Source organism: Pseudomonas sp. M1 (assembly GCF_022760135.1).
GTDB lineage: Bacteria > Pseudomonadota > Gammaproteobacteria > Pseudomonadales > Pseudomonadaceae > Pseudomonas > Pseudomonas citronellolis.
Genome location: NZ_CP094343.1, coordinates 3489486 through 3508414 on the forward strand (window position 1 = coordinate 3489486; position 18929 = coordinate 3508414).

Below are 18929 nucleotides of genomic sequence, written 5' to 3' on the forward strand. Positions count from 1 at the left end.
CCATTACAACGAGAAACACAAACGAGCCGCGCATGCCTTGCAAACCGTGCCCCGCGCCCCTTAGGGAGGCGCGCTGATGCCCACCGTCCACCTGGAATTCGCCGGCGCCTCGATGCTGGCCCTGAACGCGATCATCGCGCTGATGATGTTCGGCGTCTCCCTGGAACTACGCCGCGAGGACTTCGCCCGCATCGTCCGCGCGCCCAAGGCGCCGCTGATCGGCATGTTCATCCAGTTCCTGCTGCTGCCGGCCAGCGCCTGCCTGCTGGCCAACCTGTTGCCGATCGACCCGCAACTGGCCCTGGGCATGCTGCTGGTGGCCACCTGCCCCAGCGGCAGCTTCTCCAACGTCATGACCTGGCTCGCGCGCGGCAACGTCGCGGTGTCGGCCAGCGTCACCGCGGTGTCCGGGTTGTCCGCCGGGTTCTTCACTCCGTTCAACTTCGCCCTCTACGCCAGCCTTGCGCCGGAGACCCGCGCGCTGCTCACGCAGATCCGCATCGACCCGCTGGAGCTGCTGGCCTCGGTGCTGCTGGTGCTGGTGGCGCCGATGCTCGCCGGCATGGCCCTGGGCCGCCGCCGCCCGCAACTGGCGCGGCGCCTGGAGAAGCCCATGCGGGTGTTCTCGCTGCTGGTGCTGGCGGCCTTCGTGGTGATGGCCTTCATCAAGAACTACGCGCAGTTCGTCGCCTACTTCCACCTGTTCTTCTGGCTGGTGGCGCTGCTCAACGGCGCGGCCCTGGGCCTGGGCTACCTGTGCGCGCGGGCCTGCCGGCTGGGCGAGGCCGACGTGCGCGCGGTGACGCTGGAAAGCGGCATCCACAATTCGGCGCTGGGCATGGCGCTGATCCTCACCTTCTTCCCCGAGGCCGGCGGCATGCTGCTGATCGCCGCCTTCTGGGGCTGCTGGCAACTGCTCACCGGGCTGGGCCTGGCGCTGTTCTGGTCGCGCCGCGCGCCGCTGGCCAAGCTTGCTGCCGCTGCCGGGGGGAGAACGCCATGAGCTACGTGGCCTCTGCCCTGGGCAGCTTCATCCTGCTGGCCTACACCCTGGAGGCGGTCACCGGCTTCGGCAGCGTGGTGCTGGCGCTGTCCCTAGGCGCGCTGCTGCTGCCCATCGAACAGCTGCTGCCGGTGCTGGTGCCGCTGAACGTCGGCCTGACCAGCTACCTGGCCTGGCGTCACCGGCGCCTGGTGCAGTGGCGGCTCTTGCTGGCCACCCTGCTGCCGGGCATGTTGCTGGGCATGGTGGCCGGCTACCTGCTGCTGCCCTGGCTGGACCCGCAACTGCTCAAGCGCGGTCTCGGCCTGCTCATCCTGTGGTTCGCCGCCCGCGAATTGCACCGCAGCGCCAAGGGCACGCCCAGGGGCCAGGTGCCGGCCTGGGCGATGCGCCTGGCCACCGGCGCCGCCGGCGTCTGCCAGGGCCTGTTCGCTTCCGGCGGGCCACTGCTGGTCTACGCCCTGGCCGGCCAGCAGCTGGACAAGTCGCGCCTGCGCGCCACCCTGGTGTGCGTCTGGTTCAGCCTCAACGGCCTGCTCACCCTGGCCTTCCTGGTCGACGGCCGGCTGCGCCCGGCCCTGCCCCAGGTGCTGGCCTACGCGCCGCTGCTGCCGCTGGGCCTGTGGCTGGGCGAATACCTGCACCGGCGCTGCCCGGAACGCCACTTCCGCCTGGCCATCCACCTCCTGCTGCTGGTCAGCGGGGTCCTGCTGCTGTCTCCCTGGAGCCTCCTGTGAGCTACGACATCATCGTCAAGAACGGCCTCTACTTCGACGGCAGCGGCGCCCCCGGCGCGCTGCGCCACCTGGGCATCCGCGCCGGGCGCCTCGACACCCTCAGCGCCTCGCCGCTGGACGAGGCCGGCTGCCCGCAGGTGCTGGACGCCGCCGGCAAGTGGGTGACCCCGGGCTTCCTGGAAATCCACTCGCACTACGACGCCGAGGTGATAGCCGCGCCGGCGCTGAAGGAATCGGTGCGCCACGGCGTGACCACGGTGGCCCTGGGCTCCTGCTCCATCAGCATGGTGCTGGGCGAGGCGGAGGACTGCTCCGACCTGTTCACCCGCGTCGAGGCGGTACCGCGCGAGGTGGTGCTGCCGATCCTGCGGGAGAAACGCACCTGGCGCGACGCCGCCGGCTACCGCGCCTTCTACGAGCGACTGCCGCTGGGGCCGAACCTGTGCTCCTTCCTCGGCCATTCCGAGCTGCGCGTGGCGGTGATGGGCCTGCAGCGCGCCACCAGCGGCGCCAAGCCCACCGAGGCCGAGCTGCAGCGCATGGAGCAGCTGCTCAACGAGGCGCTGGACGCCGGCTGCTTCGGCCTCTCGGTGATGACCACGCGGCTGGACAAGATGGACGGCGAGCGCGCCTGGTCCAGCCCGTTGCCCTCCACTTTCGCCAGCTGGAAGGAATTCTCCCGCCTGTTCGCCGTGCTGCGCCGGCGCGGCGCGCTGATGCAGGGCGCGCCCAACGCGGTGACCAAGATCAACGTGTTCGCCTTCCTCTGGCAGGCCCACGGCTGGTTCCGCCGGCCGCTCAAGTGCAGCATGCTCACCGCCCTGGACCTCAAGTCGCAGCCCTTCATGCACCGCATCACCCGCGCCTCCGGCTGGCTGGCCAACCGCGTGCTGCGCGGGCGCTTCCGCTGGCAGACGCTGCCGGCGCCGTTCAACGTGCGCATCGAGGGGCTGAACATGAACGGCTTCGAGGAGTTCGGCGCCGGCGAAATCCTCCGCGACATCAAGGACCCGGAAGAGTTGTACGCGCGCATCCAGGACCCGGCCTTCCGCGAGCGCTTCCGCAAGGACATCAAGGCCACCCTCAGCCTCGGCCTGTGGCACCGCCGGCTGTCCGACTGCTGGGTGCGAGAATGCCCGGACGCCAGCCTGATCGGCCGCAACTTCGAGGACATCGGCCAGCAGCAGGGCAAGGATGCGGTGGACGCCTTCTTCGACCTGGCCAGCCAGTACCGCAACGCACTGAAGTGGACCACCTGCTACGGCAACCACCGCCCGCAGGTGATGGCCAGGCTGCTGGCCAGCCCCTGGACGCAGCCGGGCTTCGCCGACTCCGGCGCGCACCTGGCGTCCCACGCGCAATACAACTTCCCGCTGCGCCTGCTCAAGTACGTGCGCGACGCCGAACTGGCCGGCCAACCGTTCATGGACGTCGGCCGCGCGGTGCAGCGCCTGACCGGCGAACTGGCCGACTTCGCCGGGCTGGACGCCGGCTACCTGCGCGTGGGCGACCGCGCCGACCTGGTGATCGTCAACCCCGAGGGGCTGACCGACGAGCTGGACGAAGTGAGCGAAGCGCCCATGGAAAACCTCGGGCTGGTGCGCCTGGTGAAACGCAACGATGCGGCGGTGGACGCCACCGTGATCAACGGGCGCGTGGCGTACCGGCGGGAAAGCGGCTTCGCCGAGGAGCTGGGCAAGGAACGCGGCTTCGGACGCTTCCTGCCGGGCCGCGAAGTGGTGCCGGCGTAGCGCGGATGAATCCCACCCACGCCATTCATTCCCCTGTAGGAGCGCGCCCTGCGCGCGATTTCGCGGGCAGGGCCCGCTCCTACAGGTTTCCGGGAGGCACGGCATGTCCCCGTAGGAGCGGACCTTGTCCGCGATAGCCGGAACCACCGGCGCGGTTCGCGGATAAGATCCGCTCCTACGCTGCCCCACCCACGCCATTCCCTGTGGCACGAAGCGCGGACGGAGTCCGCTCAGGCACGCTCCGCCTGTTCACGCACCAGGCTCGCGCGGTAGCTGCCGCAGCCCTTCCACAACAGCCCGATGGTCAGCAACGCAGCCACCGCGGAAACGATGGCGATCGACGCCCCCACCGCCGCCGGGTCGCCGAACACCCGGTCGGTGATCAGCGCCACCAGGGTGGTGCCCAGGCCCACCGCCAGCAGGTTGCTGACCAGCAGGAAGATCGCCGAGACCTGCGCGCGCACCTGGTTCGGCGCCAGGTTCTGCATGGCCGTGGTGGAGGTCGGCAGGGGGAAGGAGGCGAAGAACATCGCCGGCACCAGCAGCGCCAGGGACAGCCACAGCGGTTCGACCACGGCGAACAGGGCCACCGGCACGAGCATGCCGATGGCGCCGATCACGCCCGTGCGCATGGCCGCGTCGCCGTGGCCGCGGCGGGCCAGCAGGTCGGTCAGCCAGCCGCCGCAGTACACGCCGGCGGTGTTGGCCAGCAGCAGCACCACGCCCAGGGTGTAGCCGGTGCTCACCGGGTCCAGGCCGTGCTTGCGCATGTACAGCGCCGGGGTCCAGCTGAGCATGGCGTACAGGGCCATGGCGTAGCAGGAGAAGCCCAGGTACAGGCAGGTGAAGGTCAGCCGGTGGCGGCCGAGGAAGCGCACGCCGTCGCCCGGCGCCACGGCCTTGGCCTGGCCGCTGGCGTCGCGGCTCAGGCCCTGGCGCTGCGGGTCGCGCACGGTCAGCCAGATCAGCAGGCCCACCAGCACCCCGGGCAGGCCGACGATGAAGAAGGTCAGTTGCCAGGCCTTGACCTCGCCCAGCACTGGCAGCACCAGCGCGTGGGTGTCCTTGAGCAGGTCGATGACGTAGCCGCCGACCAGGAAGGCCAGGCCACCGCCGAGGAAGGAGCCGATGGAGTAGATGCCCACCGCGCGGCCCAGCTTCTCCCGCGGGAACAGGTCGCTGAACATCGAGTAGGCCGCCGGCGACAGCGCCGCCTCCCCTACGCCGACGCCGATGCGCGCCAGGAACATCTGCAGGAAGTTCTTCGACAGCCCGCAGGCGGCGGTGGCCAGGCTCCAGAAGACCACGCCGACGGCGATGATCCGCGGCCGCGAGAAACGGTCGGCCAGGTAGGCGATGGGCCAGCCCATCACCGCGTAGAACAGCGAGAAGGCCAGCCCGTGCAGCAGGCTGAACTGGGTGTCGCTGAGCTGCAGGTCGGCCTTGATGGGCTCGATCATCAGCGCCAGGATCTGCCGGTCCACGAAGGAGAAGATGTACGCCACCATGCACAGGCTGACGACATACCACTCGTAGGCGTAGCGCTTGCGCGCCGGGCGCGCCGCGCAGGCGTCGATGGCGGCTGGAGCCGTGCGCGGGGCGCGGCACGAGGAGGAAGGGTTCATGGCGAGGTCTCTTGTCGTTATGGGCAGGCGTGTCGCTGCAAGGCGCCCTCGCCTTCGAAGGGCGGGGCCAGGGGCACCTTAGGGGATGGGCCCCGGGGCGGACCATACGGGGAAACGGCCTCGGCATGGGGGTAGGCTCCCGTAGGCATTGGGGATTTCCTTAGGCGGAAAATCCGCCCCGCCACCGCACCCATGCGCAGGAATATGCAAGACGCCCGCGCCCTGGGCGCCCTACCCTGGCCGCTCGATGATCCAGGAGCTGAAACATGCCGCAAACATCCCCACGTCCCTACCAGCCGGTCAACTTCGCCGCCAAGCTGGCGGCCATCCACGAGCAGTGGCAGCCGCGGGTGGTGGCCGAGATGAACGACTACCAGTTCAAGCTGGTGAAGCTGGAAGGCGAGTTCGTCTGGCACAGCCACGCCGATACCGACGAGACCTTCATCGTGCTCGACGGCGAACTGCGCATCGACTTCCGCGACGGCGCCGTGCAACTGCGCGCCGGGGAGATGTACGTGGTGCCCCGCGGCGTGGAGCACAAGCCCTTCGCCGCGCAGGAGGTGCAGGTGCTGCTGATCGAGCCGCGCGGCGTGCTCAACACCGGCGACCAGGGCGGCGAGCGCACCGCGCCCAACGACGTGTGGGTCTGAGCCCGCCTCAGGCCAGGCTGTACCAGGCCACGCCCTGCCCGTCCTCGCTGGCCGTCACCCGGCCGCGCTGCACCAGGTAGTTGAGGTTGGCCAGGCACTCGCCGGTGGCCAGGGCCAGCAGGTCCTGGTCGATGCGCCGAGCAAAGAGCGCGCCGAACAGGTCGATGGCGCGTTTCGGGCCTTCGCCCAGTAGTTCCTGCAGGCGTTCCAGGCCGCGCTGGTGGCCGCGTTCCAGGTGCTCCAGGCGTGCGTGCAGGGGCTGGAAGGGTTCGTTGTGGGCCGGCAGCACCAGCACGTCGTCGGGCACCTCGCGGCGCACCTTGGCCAGGGATTCCAGCCACTGGCCCAGCGGGTTGGCCGCCGGCTCCGTGGGGAACACCGAGACGTTCGGCGAGATGCGCGGCAGCACCTGGTCGCCGGCCACCAGCAGGCGCAGGCCGGGGCAATGGAAGCTGGCGTGCTCGGGGGAATGCCCGGAACCCACCACCACCCGCCAGTCGTGCGCGCCGATGCGGATGCGCTCGCCGTCGCGCAGGCGCCGGTAGCTTTCCGGCAGCGGCCAGATGAACTTGCCGAAGCCACCGAAGCGCGCCCGGTAATGGGCGATGGCCGCCTCGTCCCAGCCGGCGCGGCGGTAGAAACGCACGCCTTCCGGCGGCGCCTCACGGCCGCTGTCGGCGGCCGGCACGCGGCAGTTCATGTACTCGCCGAAGGTCATCCAGAGTTCGCAGCCGTACTCGCGGGTGAGCCAGCCGGCCAGGCCGACGTGGTCCGGGTGCATGTGGGTGACGAACAGCCGCGTCGGCCGCCGCCCGCCCAGCGCGCCGCCGGGGGCCAGCAGCGCGCGCCAGGCGTCGAGGGTGGCCTGGGTGTGCATGCCGGTGTCGAACAGCGCCCAGCCGTCGCCGTCTTCCACGGCCCACAGGTTGATGTGGTCGAGGCTCAGCGGCAGGGGCATGCGCAGCCAGTGCACGCCCGGAGCGATCTCGCGGCTGGCGCCGGGGTCCGGAGCGGGGCCACAGGGGTAGTCCAGGGGGATGCGTTCGGGTTTCATGGGGTTGCCTGGGTTGTTCATGCCGAAGGGGCGTTCCGGTGCGCGCGGAGATTTCTCTGGAAGTCCGAATCGCGGACGGAGTCCGCTCCTACGGCATGAGCGAGCATGGCTTTTCGTAGGATGGTGTTGAGCGAAGCGATACCCATCACCTCGGCCGCATGGGTTTCGCAAACTCAACCCATCCTACGAAAAGCAGCTCGGCGCAGCCGGCGAGACAGTTGCTCCTACAGCTCCAGGGAAGCACAGGCGGTAGGAGCGGACTTCGTCCGCGATTGGACTCACCGGCCACGCCGGACGCCCACGACAATACTGTGCCAAAGACTCGTCCCCAACCCCACCCACATGGACTAACCCGCCATGAAATGGCGCATATGCCCTCGGCAAAGTCACAGCTGCCAGCCCCCCGTCCCGCAGGAGGCTCGCCCTGGGCCGGCGCCTGCGCTATCGTCGCCGCCGGCGCCGCGGGGCGCTTCATTCATCGCAGAGGAACGACAGGCATGAGTACAGCAGACACCACTCCCGGCATCCGCAAGATCGGCGTGATCGGCGCCGGCACCATGGGCAACGGCATCGCCCAGGTGTGCGCCGCCGCCGGGCTCCAGGTGGCGATGATCGACGTGTCCGACGCCGCCGTCGAACGCGGCCTGAAGACCATCGACGGCAACCTCGAACGGCTGATCAAGAAGGACAGGCTGGCCGCCGCCGACAAGCCCGGTATCCTCGCGCGCATCCAGGGCGGCACCGACTATGCCGTGCTGAAGGACGCCGACCTGGTGATCGAGGCCGCCACCGAGAATCTCGAACTCAAGCTGCGCATCCTGCGCCAGGTCGACGAGCTGGTCGGCCCCGACTGCGTGATCGCCAGCAACACCTCGTCCATCTCCATCACCCAGCTGGCGGTGGTGGTGCGCAACCCGCAGCGCTTCATCGGCCTGCACTTCTTCAACCCGGTGCCGGTGATGGGCCTGCTGGAAGTGATCCGCGGCCTGCAGACCGCCGACGAGACCCACGCCCGCGCCCTGGCCTTCGCCGGCCTGGTCGGCAAGACCGCGGTGAGCGTGAAGAACGCCCCGGGCTTCGCGGTCAACCGCATCCTGGTGCCGATGATCAACGAGGCCATCTTCGTGCTCCAGGAAGGCCTGGCCAGCGCCGCCGACATCGACGCCGGCATGCAACTGGGCTGCAACCACCCGATCGGCCCGCTGGCCCTGGCCGACCTGATCGGCCTGGACACCCTGCTGGCGATCATGCAGGTGCTCTACGACGGCTTCGACGACTCCAAGTACCGCCCCGCCCCGCTGCTCAAGGAAATGGTCGCGGCCGGCCGCCTGGGCCGCAAGAGTGGCCAGGGTTTCTTCAGCTACTGACCGCCCTCGAAGAAGGGGCCTTGCGCCCCTTCCGCCAGCCAAGCGCCATTAGATAGCTATCACACGATTCTCAGCGGCAGGCTCTAGCACGCGGTTTCCAGCCGTAGGAAATTTCCGACGAATGACAACCCGGTCACTGGTGATAGCACGAAAAACTGCTAAAACCTGAAAGTTGGAAACCAAAGGAGCTATATCCATGAGGATCATGAAACGCCACGCGCTGGCCTTCGCCGTGATGGCCGCGGGCACCCAACTGGCCCAGGCCAGCGCCCAGGACGAGGCGAAGGGATTCATCGAGGACGCCAGGCTCGACCTGCTGCTGCGCAACGTCTACTGGAACCGCGACTACAAGGACCACACCAACGACGCCAAGGTCTGGGGCCAGGGCTTCATCGGCACCTTCGAGTCCGGCTTCACCCAGGGCACCGTGGGCTTCGGCGTCGACGCCTACGGCCTGCTCGGCCTCAAGCTCGACAGCGGCCGCGGGCGCAACTACACCGGCATCTTCAACGAACACGACGACGGCAAGCCGGTGGACAGCCTGTCCGAGGCCGGCGGCGCGGTGAAGCTGCGCTTCTCCAACACCGTGCTCAAGTACGGCAACCAGTTCCCCGACCTGCCGGTGCTCTCCCGCGACGACTCGCGCATGCTGCCGCAATCCTTCACCGGCACCCTGCTGACCAGCGAGGAGATCAAGGGCCTGCAGCTGAACGTCGGCAAGTTCACCGCCGACAGCCCCATGGGCAGCCCGGCGCGCGACCCCAACCACCTGGACGAGATCTACCTCTACGGCGGCAGCTACGCGGTCACCGACGACCTCAGCGTGGCGCTCTACCACAGCGACGTGCGCGACGTCTTCGCCAAGACCTACGCCAACGTCAACTACAGCCTGCCGCTGGCCGCCGAGCAGGCGCTGAACTTCGACTTCAACATCTACCGCACCAAGTACGACGACGGCTCCCAGGCCGCGCTGGACTTCGGCGGCGACGGCGACAACGACCGCAACACCATCTGGAGCCTGGCGGCCAAGTACAGCGTCGGCCCGCACGCCTTCATCCTCGCCCACCAGCGCAGCAGCGGCGATGCCGGCTACGCCTACGACTACGGCGACGGCGGCGGCACCATCTACCTGGCCAACTCCTACTACGCCGACTTCAACCTCAAGGACGAACGCTCCTGGCAGGCCAGCTACGAGCTGGACTTCGGCGGCTACGGCGTGCCCGGGCTGACCTACAAGATCGCCTACGTGCGCGGCGACAACATCGACACCGGCGGCGACTCCGACGGCACCGAGCGCGAGCTGTTCAACCAGGTCAAGTACGTGATCCAGAGCGGCCCGGCCAAGGACCTGTCGTTCAAGCTGCGCAACTCCATCTACCGCGCGGACAACGACGTCGGCCCGGACCTCAACGAGGTGCGCGCCTTCATCGAGTACCCGCTGAGCATCCTCTGATGCCCGGGGCCCGCGGCGAACCATCGTTCCGGCCCATATGCACTATCAAGCGCATTCATCATTAGCCTGCGAACAATTTGCTAGCTTATTACCCCATCAGGTGTTGCTCGCCTGGTTTTGAAGCATCAAGGCCGTTACCACCCCCGCTTCCCCCGCGACTCGGTAACGGCCTTTTTTTCGTCTGCGATTCAGGGTTGGGATTGCGCGGCGGGCTCCAGAGCCCCCTCACCCCAGCCCTCTCCCGGAGGGAGAGGGGGCCTGCGGCGGAGGCGTTGAGTCCGCTCCACACCCGCCGGCAAACCACCCCGTAGGATGGTGTTGAGCGAAGCGATACCCATCACCACGACAGCATGGGTATCGCAAGCTCAACCCATCCTACAAAAAGCACCTCGGCGCACAGGTACGTAGCTCACGCCCCATCGTAGGCCCTGCGCAACGCCGCGATATCCAGCTTCTTCATGCCCAGCAGCGCCTGCATCAGGCGTTGCGACGCCGCCGTCGCCGGGCCGGCTATCAAGTCCGCGAGCACGGCCGGCACTATCTGCCACGACAGGCCGAACCTGTCCTTCAGCCAGCCACACTGCTGCGCCTCCACCGGGCCGCCGGCGGACAGGCGTTCCCAGTAGTAGTCGATCTCCTCCTGGCTGTCGCAATTCACCTGCAGCGACAGCGCCTCGCTGAACTTGAACAGCGGCCCGCCGTTGAGCGCGGTGAAGGCGATGCCGTCCAGCTCGAAGGCCACTGTCATCACCGAGCCCGGCGAGCGGCCGTGGATTTCCTGGCCGGCCTCGCCGTAATGGCTGACGGCGCCGATGCGCGAGTTGGGGAAGATGGCCGTGTAGAAGGCCACGGCCTGCTCCGCCTGGTCGTCGAACCACAGGCAGGGGGTGATGCGCTGGATGCGGGACATGGGCTGTCTCCTCGTCTGGGCGCGCGGCCACCGTGGCCGCGCCCTGTTCCTGGTCGTCCGGCGGGACGCGGAATCGACAAGTCTGGAACAGCTCCGACGAATGCGCCCGCGGGCCGCTCAGCGGCCGAAGCGGCTGGTCTGCATCTCGCGCAGGCGGCTCAGGGTGCGGCGGAACGGGAATTCCAGGCCGCCCCGGGTGTAGAGCGCCTCCAGCACCACCTCGGCCTCCAGGTACAGCGGCACGCCACGGTCGTAGCATTCGTCGACCAGGGCGATGAAGCGGCGCACGCCGTCGTCCCGGGCCGACAGCGCCGGCAACTGGCGGTCGCCGGCGGCCACACGCCGGGCGCCGTCCTCGGTGCCGCGGGCGATGCGCGCCTCGCGGCGCTCGCCGCCCAGCTCGGGGATGTCGCCGAGCAGGATGGCGTGGAAGCGGTCGCACAGGCCGATGAAATCCTGGGCCGACCAGGGCCGCTCGCAGAGGTCGGCATAGCGGCACCAGAGCACCCCGCGGCCGTGGCGCACCACGGCCAGCTCGCGGTGGCCCAGCGCCAGCGGCGCCTCGCTGCCGCTGCCGGCCAGCGCAGCGAACACGTAGCCCAGGGCGCTGGGCACTCCGGCGCGGCACAGCCAGTAGCGCTGCACCGGCGCGCCCGGGTGCAGGCGGTGGTCCTGGCCGCCGTCGGTGGCCAGCACCTGCATGTGGCGCTCCAGGGCGGCGATGGCCGGGAGGAAGCGCTCGCGGTTGAAGCCGTCGGCGTACAGCCCCCGGGGCGGCTGGTTGGAGGTGGCGACCACCACCACGCCCTGCTCGAACATGGCCTGCAGCAGGCCGCCCAGCAGCATGGCGTCGCCGATATCGCTGACGAAGAGTTCGTCGAAGCACAGCACCCGCACCTCGCCGGCCAGTTCGGCGGCAAGCGCCTGCAAGGGCGAGGCGGTGCCGGACAGCTGGAACAGGCGCCGATGCACCCACTGCATGAAATGATGGAAATGCTGGCGCCGCGCGGGCACCCGCAGGCTGGCGTGGAAGCGGTCCAGCAGCCAGGTCTTGCCGCGCCCCACCGGGCCCCACAGGTACACGCCCAACGGCCGCTCGCCACGGTGCAGGGCCGCCTGGCATTCCTCCAGGCGCTGTGCCGCGTGCCATTGCGCGGCATCCTCGACGAACCCCCGCTCGCTCACAGCGAGGCGGTAGGCAGCCAATGGCGAAGACCGCTCCACGGCGACTCCTTACTCGGCCGGGACGATGATGGAGACCCGGCGGTTCTCCATGCGCCCGGCGGCGCTACTGTTGTCCGCCACCGGGCGCTGCATGCCGCGGCCGATGACTTCGAGGTTGTCCCGGGGCATGCCGATGCCGGCCAGCACCTGGGCCACAGACTGTGCCCGGCGCACCGAGAGCTGCTGATTGTAACCCGCATCGCCGTAGGAATCGGTATGGCCTTCCAGGCGCAGCTTGTCGATGCCCACCGCCAGCAACGCGTGGCCGATGCGCTCGACCTCGCCGCGGCTGGACGGGTCGATGCTGTCGACGTTGTTGCCGAACAGCACCTTGCTCGACAACCCCAGTTCCCAGCCCTCGTCGCCCAGCTGGAAGCCCTGCTGCTGGAGGGCTGCGACCTGTTCGGCGCTCAGCCCCTTCTGCGGCGCCGGCGGCGTCTGGCAGCCGGCCAGCAGCAGCGTCAGCAGCAGGCCGATGAACAGACGGCTAGGTTTCAGGGGCTTGGCTATCACGGGCTATCTCCTTGTAGTCCTCGGTGTTGGAATCCGTGTCCTCGCCGGCCAGGCTGCGCATGCCCCGGCCGCGGCGCTTGGCCTGGTACATGGCGCCGTCGGCGCGGTGCAGCAGCTCGGCCAGGGTGCGTCCGTGGCGCGGATAGAGCGCCACGCCGACGCTCAGCGAGGTGCTGATGCTGCTGCCGTCCGGCAGGGCGATGGGCGCCGCCATGCTGGCCAGGATGTCGTCGGCGACGCGCAGCGCCGCGCGGCTGTCCGGCAGCGGCGCCAGCAGCACGGCGAATTCGTCGCCGCCCAGGCGCGCCACTAGGTCGCTGTCGCGCAGTTGGCCGCGGATGCGCTCGGCGATGGCCACCAGCACCCGGTCGCCGGCCGCGTGGCCGAGTTCGTCGTTGATCGCCTTGAAGCGGTCGGAGTCGATGTACAGCACCGCCGCCTGCTCGCCGCGCTGGGCCAGCTCGCGCAGGGTGCGGCTCAGGCGGCCCTCGAAGAAGGCGCGGTTGGGCAGGTGGGTGAGGCTGTCGTGATTGGCCTGGTGCGCCAGGGAGGCGTTCTCGCGCTCCAGGTGCTGCTGCCAGGCTTCCAACTCGTCGAGCAGCGCGTTGAAGTCGCCGCCCAGCTCGTCCAGCTCGGCGATGCGCGCCGAGGGCACGCGCCGCGAGAACTGGCGGTCGCGGCGCACCGCGTGGGCCACCCGGGCCAGGCGGTCGAGCGGCGTGACGATGCGGCTGACCATGCGCCGCGACAGGTAGAAGGCGCCCAGGGCGGTCAGCGCCAGGCAGCCGAGCATGCCGCCCAGGCCGGTGATCAGGAAGGTCAGCAGGCGCCCGCCGGTGCCGGTCAGGCGGATTTCGCCGATCTGCCGGCCGTCGTGGACGATGGGCTGCACTTCCTCGTGGTTGAGCCACCAGCGCCCGACGAAATGCCGCAGCGCGCTCACTCCGTGGCCGCGCTCCCAGGTCGCCAGCAGGCGGCCCTGGGCGTCGTACACGGCGCAGCGGCGCACTTCCTCGGTGCTGGCCACCAGGCGCAGGGCTTCCTCGGCGGCGGCGCTGTCGTTGAACACCACCGCGGCCTCGACGGTATAGGCCATCGAACGGCCGATCAGGTGCAGGTTGTGCTCGGCATAGGCGCGCAGGGTGAGCAGGCCGACCACCGCCACCGCCAGCCCGGCCATGCACACCGAGGCCAGGGCCACCCCCAGGTGCGCGCGGTACAGCAGGCGGCCCAGCGACTTGCGCCGGGTGCTGCGGCGCTCGGTCAGGCGCGGCAGGTTCATGGCTGGCCCCTCCGCCGGCCGAGGTTGAGCACGTTGGGGTGCACCCGCACGCCGCTGTGCGCCACTGAATCCAGGTTCACCGCGAAGGATGGCGGCGTGGCGCTGAAGTCCAGGCAGAACACGCTGCCGACGCTGCAGTCGGGGTCGTGCTCGCTGAGCGACAGCACCGGATGCCCGGCGACCCCGGCGAACGCGCGCCGGCGCTGCGCCTCATCCAGCAGGCCGAGATAGAGGACGTTGCAGCGCTCGCCCAGGACGGGGTCGTCCACCTGCGCGCGGCGCACCTCGACGCGGCGGCCGTTGGCCTGCAGCAGGCTGCCCCGGCGCAGCAGGTCCTCGGCGTATTCGCTTTCGCCCAGCACGCACAGCTCCAGGGTCTGCGGCTCCCGCGGCCAGCGCACGTAGCTGAGGATGCCCAGCAGCATGCCGCGCAGGGCCGCGCCGTCGCCGTCCGCGGCGCCGGAAGCCGCCAGGCACAGGGGCGCCGCCAGCACCCACAGGGTGAGTACCAGGGCACGCTGCAGCAGTGCGGGACGAAGGGAGGGAAAAACGAAGGACACGATGACGGCTCGGCGAGTACCAATACGGCGACAGCACGCGCGGCATCTTAATGGATTGCGGCAGGAATGTGACGTAGAACTGACTTTTAGCTTGACCTTGAACAAGTTTCGTCAGTTTTATGACGTCATTTTCAGCGGAGTCTTACCAGCAGTTGGCAGCGCATCGGCTTCACTTGGCAGGATTTGGCTCTCTGAATCGATTGCTGCCAACGCGGCGCGGGCTTCCAATGAGGGCACGGCAGCACAGCGCCGCAACCACTCACCAGGAGGCCGCCATGACCCTCGACATCCAAGGGGTGAAAGTCCCCGACAGCCAGCTCGCCCGCGAGATCACCGAACTGGTGCGCGACACCGCCACCCCGCTGCTGTTCCACCACTCCTCGCGGGTGTACTACTGGGGCGCGCTGGCCGGCGCGCGCCGGGGCCTGCAGTACGACGCCGAGCTGCTGTACGCCGGCGCCATGTTCCACGACATGGGCCTGCTGCCGCGCTACTGCAGCAAGTGCGAGCGCTTCGAGGTGGACGGCGCCGACTGCGCCGCCGAGTTCCTGCGCAGCCACGGCATCGCCGAGCGCGACGTGGAGACCGTATGGACCGCCATCGCCCTGCACACCACCCCGGGCATCCCGCAGCACATGCGCGCGGAGATCGCCCTGGTCACCGCCGGGGTGGAGATGGACGTGCTGGGCATCGACTACGCCGAGTTCCCCGAAGCCGTGCGCGACGCCGTGGTGGCCGCCCACCCGCGCGGCGGCGACTTCAAGAACGACATCATCGAAGCCTTCTACCAGGGCATCAAGGACAAGCCGCAGACCACCTTCGGCAACGTCAAGGCCGACGTCCTGGCCCTGAAGGATGCGCAGTTCGAACGCGCCGACTTCTGCCGGATCATTCTCGACTCGGACTGGCCGAGCTGAGGTTGTCCGCGGCCGGCTCAGAGGCCGGCCACCTCCTCCACCAGGCCCTGCAGCCACTGCATGAACAGCCGCACCCGCGGCGGCTGGCGGCGGTGCGCGTAGAGCAGCGTCACCTCCAGCGGCGCCGGGCGCAGGTCCGGCAGCACCTCCAGCAGACGGCCGTCGGCCAGGTAGTCGCGCAGGCCGTGGCGCGGCGCCTGGATGATGCCCAGCCCGCCGAGGCAGGCGCCCTCGTAGGCCTCGGCGTTGTTCACCGTCACGCTGCCGGCCATCGGCAGAAAGTGCGTCCTGCCCTCGCGGCGGTATTCGAAGCCCGCCGGGCGTGTGCCCAGCACGGGGACGTAGTGCACCAAGCGGTGCCCGGCCAGGTCGTCCAGGCTGCGTGGGGTGCCGAAGGCCTGCAGGTAGGCGGGGCTGGCGCAATTCACCTGCTCGAAGCCGCCCAGCGGGCGCGCCACCAGCGAGGCGTCCGCGGCGCCGCCCACGCGCAGCACGCAGTCGAAGCCTTCGCGCACCAGGTCGACGCGGCGGTCGGTGCTGCTCACTTCCAGTTCCAGCTGCGGATGGCGGGCGGTGAATTCGCCCAGGCGCGGCATCACCACCTTGCGCGCCACTATGGTCGGCATGTCCACCCGCAGGCGCCCGGCGAGCACCTCGCCGTCGCGGCGGAACAGCCCCTGCAGCTCGTCCATCTGCGCCAGCAGCTCCTTGCTACGCTCGTAGAACACCAGGCCGTCCTGGGTCGCCCGGACCTTGCGCGTGGTGCGCTGCAGCAGGCGGGTGCCGAGCAGTTCCTCCAGCGCCTGGACCTGCTCGGAAACGCTGGAGCGCGGCAGCCCCAGCTGCTCGCCGGCCTGGGTGAAGCTGGAGAGTTCGGTGACGCGCACGAAGGTGCGCAACAGTTCGGGCTTGATCATGGGCGGCGGGGCCTGCGGATTGTTCGGTTATGGCGAGCAGTATTTCCGATTCCGCCAGGTTTATCAGCAACCAGCAGGACAATAACCTTGTCCCCGAAGCCAACCCCCACAGGAGCCACGCCATGTCCCGCAAGATCGCCCTCATCACCGGCGCCAGCCGCGGCCTGGGCCGCAACGCCGCGCTGCACCTGGCCGAAGCCGGCGTCGACATCATCGGTACCTACCGCAGCCAGGCCGACGAAGCCCGCATCGTCGCCGACGAGATCGAACAGCACGGCGCCCGGGTGCGGATGCTGCCCCTGGACGTCGCCGACAGCGCCAGCTTCTCCGACTTCGCCCAGCGCGTGGAGAGCGTGCTGAAGGAGCACTTCGGCCGCCCGCAGTTCGACTACCTGGTGAACAACGCCGGCATCGGCATCCACGCGGCCTTCGCCGAGACCACCGAGGCGCAGTTCGACCAGTTGCTGAACATCCACCTCAAGGGCCCCTTCTTCCTCACCCAGAAGCTGCTGCCGCTGCTCGCCGATGGCGGGCGCATCCTCAACGTCTCCACCGGCCTCACCCGCTTCACCCTGCCCGGCCATGCCGCCTACGCAGCCATGAAGGGGGCGATGGAGGTGCTGAGCCGCTACCAGGCCAAGGAACTGGGCGGGCGCGGCATCTCGGTGAATATCCTCGCCCCTGGCGCCATCGAGACCGACTTCAGCGGTGGCCTGGTGCGCGACAATGCCGAGGTCAACCGGCAGATCGCCGGCAACACCGCGCTGGGCCGCGCCGGTCTGCCGGACGACATCGGCGGCGCCGTGGTGGCGCTGCTGGCCGATAACAGCCGCTGGATCAATGGCCAACGGGTGGAGGCCTCCGGCGGGATGTTCCTCTGAGCCTGCCGGCCATCCTGGCGCCCTTGGGCAACGGCGTTATCCGCCGAATCGCGGACGGAGTCCGCTCCTACCCCTCAGGCAAACACGCCGCCGCGTAGGATGGCGTTGAGCGAAGCGATACCCATCGCCACCACCGCATGGGTTTCGCCAAGGCTCAACCCATCCTACGAAAAGCACCTCGGCGCAAGACAGTTGCTCCTACCCCACCGGCGAACACGACGCCGCGTAGGATGGTGTTGAGCGAAGCGATACCCATCGCCACGACCGCATGGGTTTCGCCAAGGCTCAACCCATCCTACGAAGAGCGCCTCGGCGCAGCCGGCAGGGAAGCTCGGGCGTAGGAGCGGACTCACCGGCCACACCTGGCGCCCCAATGCATTGGCCGACGCTTCCAGGCGGCGCCGGCTACTTCAGCTGGCGCTGGGCGCAGATTTCCGGCAGGTCGGTGCGCCGCAGGTAGGTCTGCAGCGCCTCGCCGAATTCCAGGCGCTCGGCGATGTTCTGCGCCTGGAGGATCTGCAGGCATTCGCGGCTGAGGGTCATCAGCTCGCCGGTCTTCTGCGCCCAGACGAACTCGCAGGCCGGGACGATGCTGTCCTCGTCCACGTCGAGGCCGAAGGAGTCCTCGCTGAAACGCACCAGGTACTTGCCGGTCTTGCGGTTGAAGCCGACGAAGCCCTTCAGGCGATCGGCGGCGGCGCAGATGTCGGCGGATGTCAGGGCCATGGTCTTTCCTCCCGTTCTTTCTCGAATCGCGGCCCGCGCCCTCCCCCGGGCCAGGCCGGTGTGTCAGGCGTTCTGCGTCAGGTGCCGGGCGATGGCCTGGCGCAACGGCGGCAGGCCCTGGGCCAGGCGCAGGCCGGCGTTGCGCAGCAGGCGCGCCGGCGGGCGCGGGTCGTTGTACAGCCCGGCGATCAGGCTGGTGGCCTGGTACAGCGGCCAGGTCGCCAGGCGGTGCGCCAGGGCGTAGCGGCGCAGCGGACCGGCGGCGCCCGGGTCGCCGCCCTTGCGTTTGGCCGCCAGCACTTCGGCGGCCAGGCGCCGGGCGCTCTGCAGGCCGAAGTTGAAGCCGTGGGCGGTGACCGGGTGCATGCCCACCGCGGCATCGCCCAGCAGCGCACAGCGCGGGCCGGCGAAGCGGTCGGCGTAGACGCCCACCAGCGGGTAGCAATGGCGCTGCCCGAGCAGGGCCATGCTGCCCAGGCGGTGTTCGAAGCGGCGCTCGATGTCGCGGGCGAAGGCTGCTTCGTCCAGCGCCATTACCTGGGCCATCTCGTGCTGCGGCAGGGTCAGCACCACCGACGAGACGTCGCCGTTGAGCGGCAGCAGGGCCAGGGTCTGGCCGTAGCCGAACCATTCCCAGGCCACCTGCTGGTGGGGCTTGGCGTGGGCCATGCGGCAGACCAGCATGGTCTTGCCGAAGTCTTCCATGCGCGCGCCTATGCCGAGCATGCGGCGGGTTTCCGAGAAGCGGCTGTCGGCGGCCACCAGCAGGTCGGCGGTCAGCTGCTCGCCGTTGTCGAGGGTGAGCCGGGCGCGGTCGCCGGCGACCCTGGCCGATTGCAGTGCGCGGCCGTCGAGCAGGGTCACGTCGGCGCAGTCCTGCACCTCCTCGAAGGCGGCGCGGCGGATCGCCCGGTTCGGCACCAGGTGGCCGAGCTGGCCGGCGCCGGCCAGGCCGGCATCGATGCGCAGGGCGAATAGAGAGGGGCCGTTGAGCACCTGGGCATCGCGCAGCGGCGCGATGTCCTGGGCGGCCAGCCGCGGCCAGATACCGAGCCGTTGCAGTTGGTTGCGCGAGGCGTGCGTCAGGGCGATCTCACGGCCGTCTTCCGCCGGCTCGGCCAGGGCGGCGCGGGCCTGGCGCTCGATCAGCAGGATCGACAGGCCATGGCCGGACAGGGCGCGGGCCAGGCAGAGCCCGGCGGGGCCGGCGCCGACGATGGCGATATCCACGTGCATGGGTGACTCCTCTCGCGGGATGGGCGGTCACGGAGTCTAGGGCGGGCGCCCGGCGCGTTTCTTGTCGTGGATCAGTAGCCGGCGGCGGACGGGCCTGCGGCGCCGGCGCGCATACCGCTTCCG

18 protein-coding genes are annotated in these 18929 nt (G+C 69.5%); 8 read left to right on the forward strand and 10 right to left on the reverse strand.

Annotated elements, in window-relative coordinates; genetic code table 11:
* Positions 1-76: 76 nt before the first annotated feature.
* The 3 genes from PM1_RS15415 to PM1_RS15425 are packed head-to-tail and all read left to right on the forward strand — an operon-like array spanning position 77 to position 3491.
* On the forward strand, positions 77-1003 hold the full coding sequence (locus PM1_RS15415; protein ID WP_009621881.1) for a bile acid:sodium symporter family protein: 927 nt from the start codon (positions 77-79) through the stop codon (positions 1001-1003).
* A complete protein-coding gene (locus PM1_RS15420) occupies positions 1000-1740 on the forward strand; it encodes a sulfite exporter TauE/SafE family protein (RefSeq protein ID WP_009621880.1) in 741 nt (246 codons plus the stop codon). The genes PM1_RS15415 and PM1_RS15420 overlap by 4 nt, the downstream gene beginning before the upstream one ends.
* Positions 1737-3491, forward strand: coding sequence for an N-acyl-D-amino-acid deacylase family protein (locus PM1_RS15425; RefSeq protein WP_009621878.1), 1755 nt, complete (start codon positions 1737-1739; stop codon positions 3489-3491). Before PM1_RS15420 ends, PM1_RS15425 begins: the two co-directional genes overlap by 4 nt.
* 230 nt (positions 3492-3721) lie before the next feature.
* On the opposite strand, the gene PM1_RS15430 is transcribed toward PM1_RS15425, so the two are convergent.
* Entirely contained in the window at positions 3722-5116 is a 1395-nt protein-coding gene (locus PM1_RS15430) for a spinster family MFS transporter (protein ID WP_009621876.1), read from the reverse strand.
* Positions 5117-5382: 266 nt separating this feature from the next.
* Between PM1_RS15430 and PM1_RS15435 the strand changes: the two genes are divergently transcribed.
* Positions 5383-5766, forward strand: a complete 384-nt coding sequence (locus PM1_RS15435; protein WP_009621872.1) for a cupin domain-containing protein — start codon at positions 5383-5385, stop codon at positions 5764-5766.
* 7 nt (positions 5767-5773) lie between these two features.
* On the opposite strand, the gene PM1_RS15440 is transcribed toward PM1_RS15435, so the two are convergent.
* Positions 5774-6820, reverse strand: a complete 1047-nt coding sequence (locus PM1_RS15440; protein ID WP_009621870.1) for an MBL fold metallo-hydrolase — start codon at positions 6818-6820, stop codon at positions 5774-5776.
* 497 nt (positions 6821-7317) lie between these two features.
* Between PM1_RS15440 and PM1_RS15445 the strand changes: the two genes are divergently transcribed.
* Positions 7318-8187, forward strand: a complete 870-nt coding sequence (locus PM1_RS15445; RefSeq protein WP_009621868.1) for a 3-hydroxybutyryl-CoA dehydrogenase — start codon at positions 7318-7320, stop codon at positions 8185-8187.
* 196 nt (positions 8188-8383) lie between these two features.
* Positions 8384-9640, forward strand: a complete 1257-nt coding sequence (locus tag PM1_RS15450; protein ID WP_009621866.1) for an OprD family porin — start codon at positions 8384-8386, stop codon at positions 9638-9640.
* A 409-nt stretch (positions 9641-10049) separates the two neighbouring features.
* Here the strand turns inward: PM1_RS15450 and PM1_RS15455 are convergent, their stop codons facing one another.
* The 5 genes from PM1_RS15455 to PM1_RS15475 all read right to left on the reverse strand — a co-directional run bounded on the left by PM1_RS15455 (position 10050) and on the right by PM1_RS15475 (position 14129).
* Positions 10050-10550: a VOC family protein gene (locus PM1_RS15455; RefSeq protein ID WP_009621864.1), complete on the reverse strand. Its 501-nt coding sequence runs from the start codon at positions 10548-10550 to the stop codon at positions 10050-10052.
* Positions 10551-10667: 117 nt separating this feature from the next.
* Entirely contained in the window at positions 10668-11774 is a 1107-nt protein-coding gene (zapE, locus tag PM1_RS15460; protein WP_009621862.1) for a cell division protein ZapE, read from the reverse strand.
* A gap of 9 nt (positions 11775-11783) precedes the next feature.
* Entirely contained in the window at positions 11784-12287 is a 504-nt protein-coding gene (locus PM1_RS15465; RefSeq protein WP_009621860.1) for an OmpA family protein, read from the reverse strand.
* Positions 12262-13569, reverse strand: a complete 1308-nt coding sequence (locus PM1_RS15470) for a diguanylate cyclase domain-containing protein (RefSeq protein ID WP_009621858.1) — start codon at positions 13567-13569, stop codon at positions 12262-12264. Before PM1_RS15470 ends, PM1_RS15465 begins: the two co-directional genes overlap by 26 nt.
* Positions 13566-14129: a YfiR family protein gene (locus PM1_RS15475; protein WP_009621856.1), complete on the reverse strand. Its 564-nt coding sequence runs from the start codon at positions 14127-14129 to the stop codon at positions 13566-13568. Before PM1_RS15475 ends, PM1_RS15470 begins: the two co-directional genes overlap by 4 nt.
* 275 nt (positions 14130-14404) lie before the next feature.
* Between PM1_RS15475 and PM1_RS15480 the strand changes: the two genes are divergently transcribed.
* Complete coding sequence (locus PM1_RS15480; protein ID WP_009621854.1) at positions 14405-15046, forward strand: HD domain-containing protein; 642 nt, start codon at positions 14405-14407, stop codon at positions 15044-15046.
* Positions 15047-15063: 17 nt separating this feature from the next.
* Here PM1_RS15480 and PM1_RS15485 read toward each other — a convergent pair whose 3' ends face one another.
* Entirely contained in the window at positions 15064-15963 is a 900-nt protein-coding gene (locus tag PM1_RS15485) for a LysR family transcriptional regulator (RefSeq protein WP_009621852.1), read from the reverse strand.
* Between the two features lie 122 nt (positions 15964-16085).
* Between PM1_RS15485 and PM1_RS15490 the strand changes: the two genes are divergently transcribed.
* Complete coding sequence (locus tag PM1_RS15490; RefSeq protein WP_009621850.1) at positions 16086-16844, forward strand: SDR family NAD(P)-dependent oxidoreductase; 759 nt, start codon at positions 16086-16088, stop codon at positions 16842-16844.
* Between the two features lie 405 nt (positions 16845-17249).
* Here the strand turns inward: PM1_RS15490 and PM1_RS15495 are convergent, their stop codons facing one another.
* Both PM1_RS15495 and ubiM read right to left on the reverse strand, forming a co-directional pair.
* Entirely contained in the window at positions 17250-17570 is a 321-nt protein-coding gene (locus tag PM1_RS15495) for a DUF2025 family protein (protein WP_009621849.1), read from the reverse strand.
* 63 nt (positions 17571-17633) lie between these two features.
* Complete coding sequence (gene ubiM / locus PM1_RS15500; protein ID WP_009621847.1) at positions 17634-18806, reverse strand: 5-demethoxyubiquinol-8 5-hydroxylase UbiM; 1173 nt, start codon at positions 18804-18806, stop codon at positions 17634-17636.
* Positions 18807-18929: the final 123 nt, after the last annotated feature.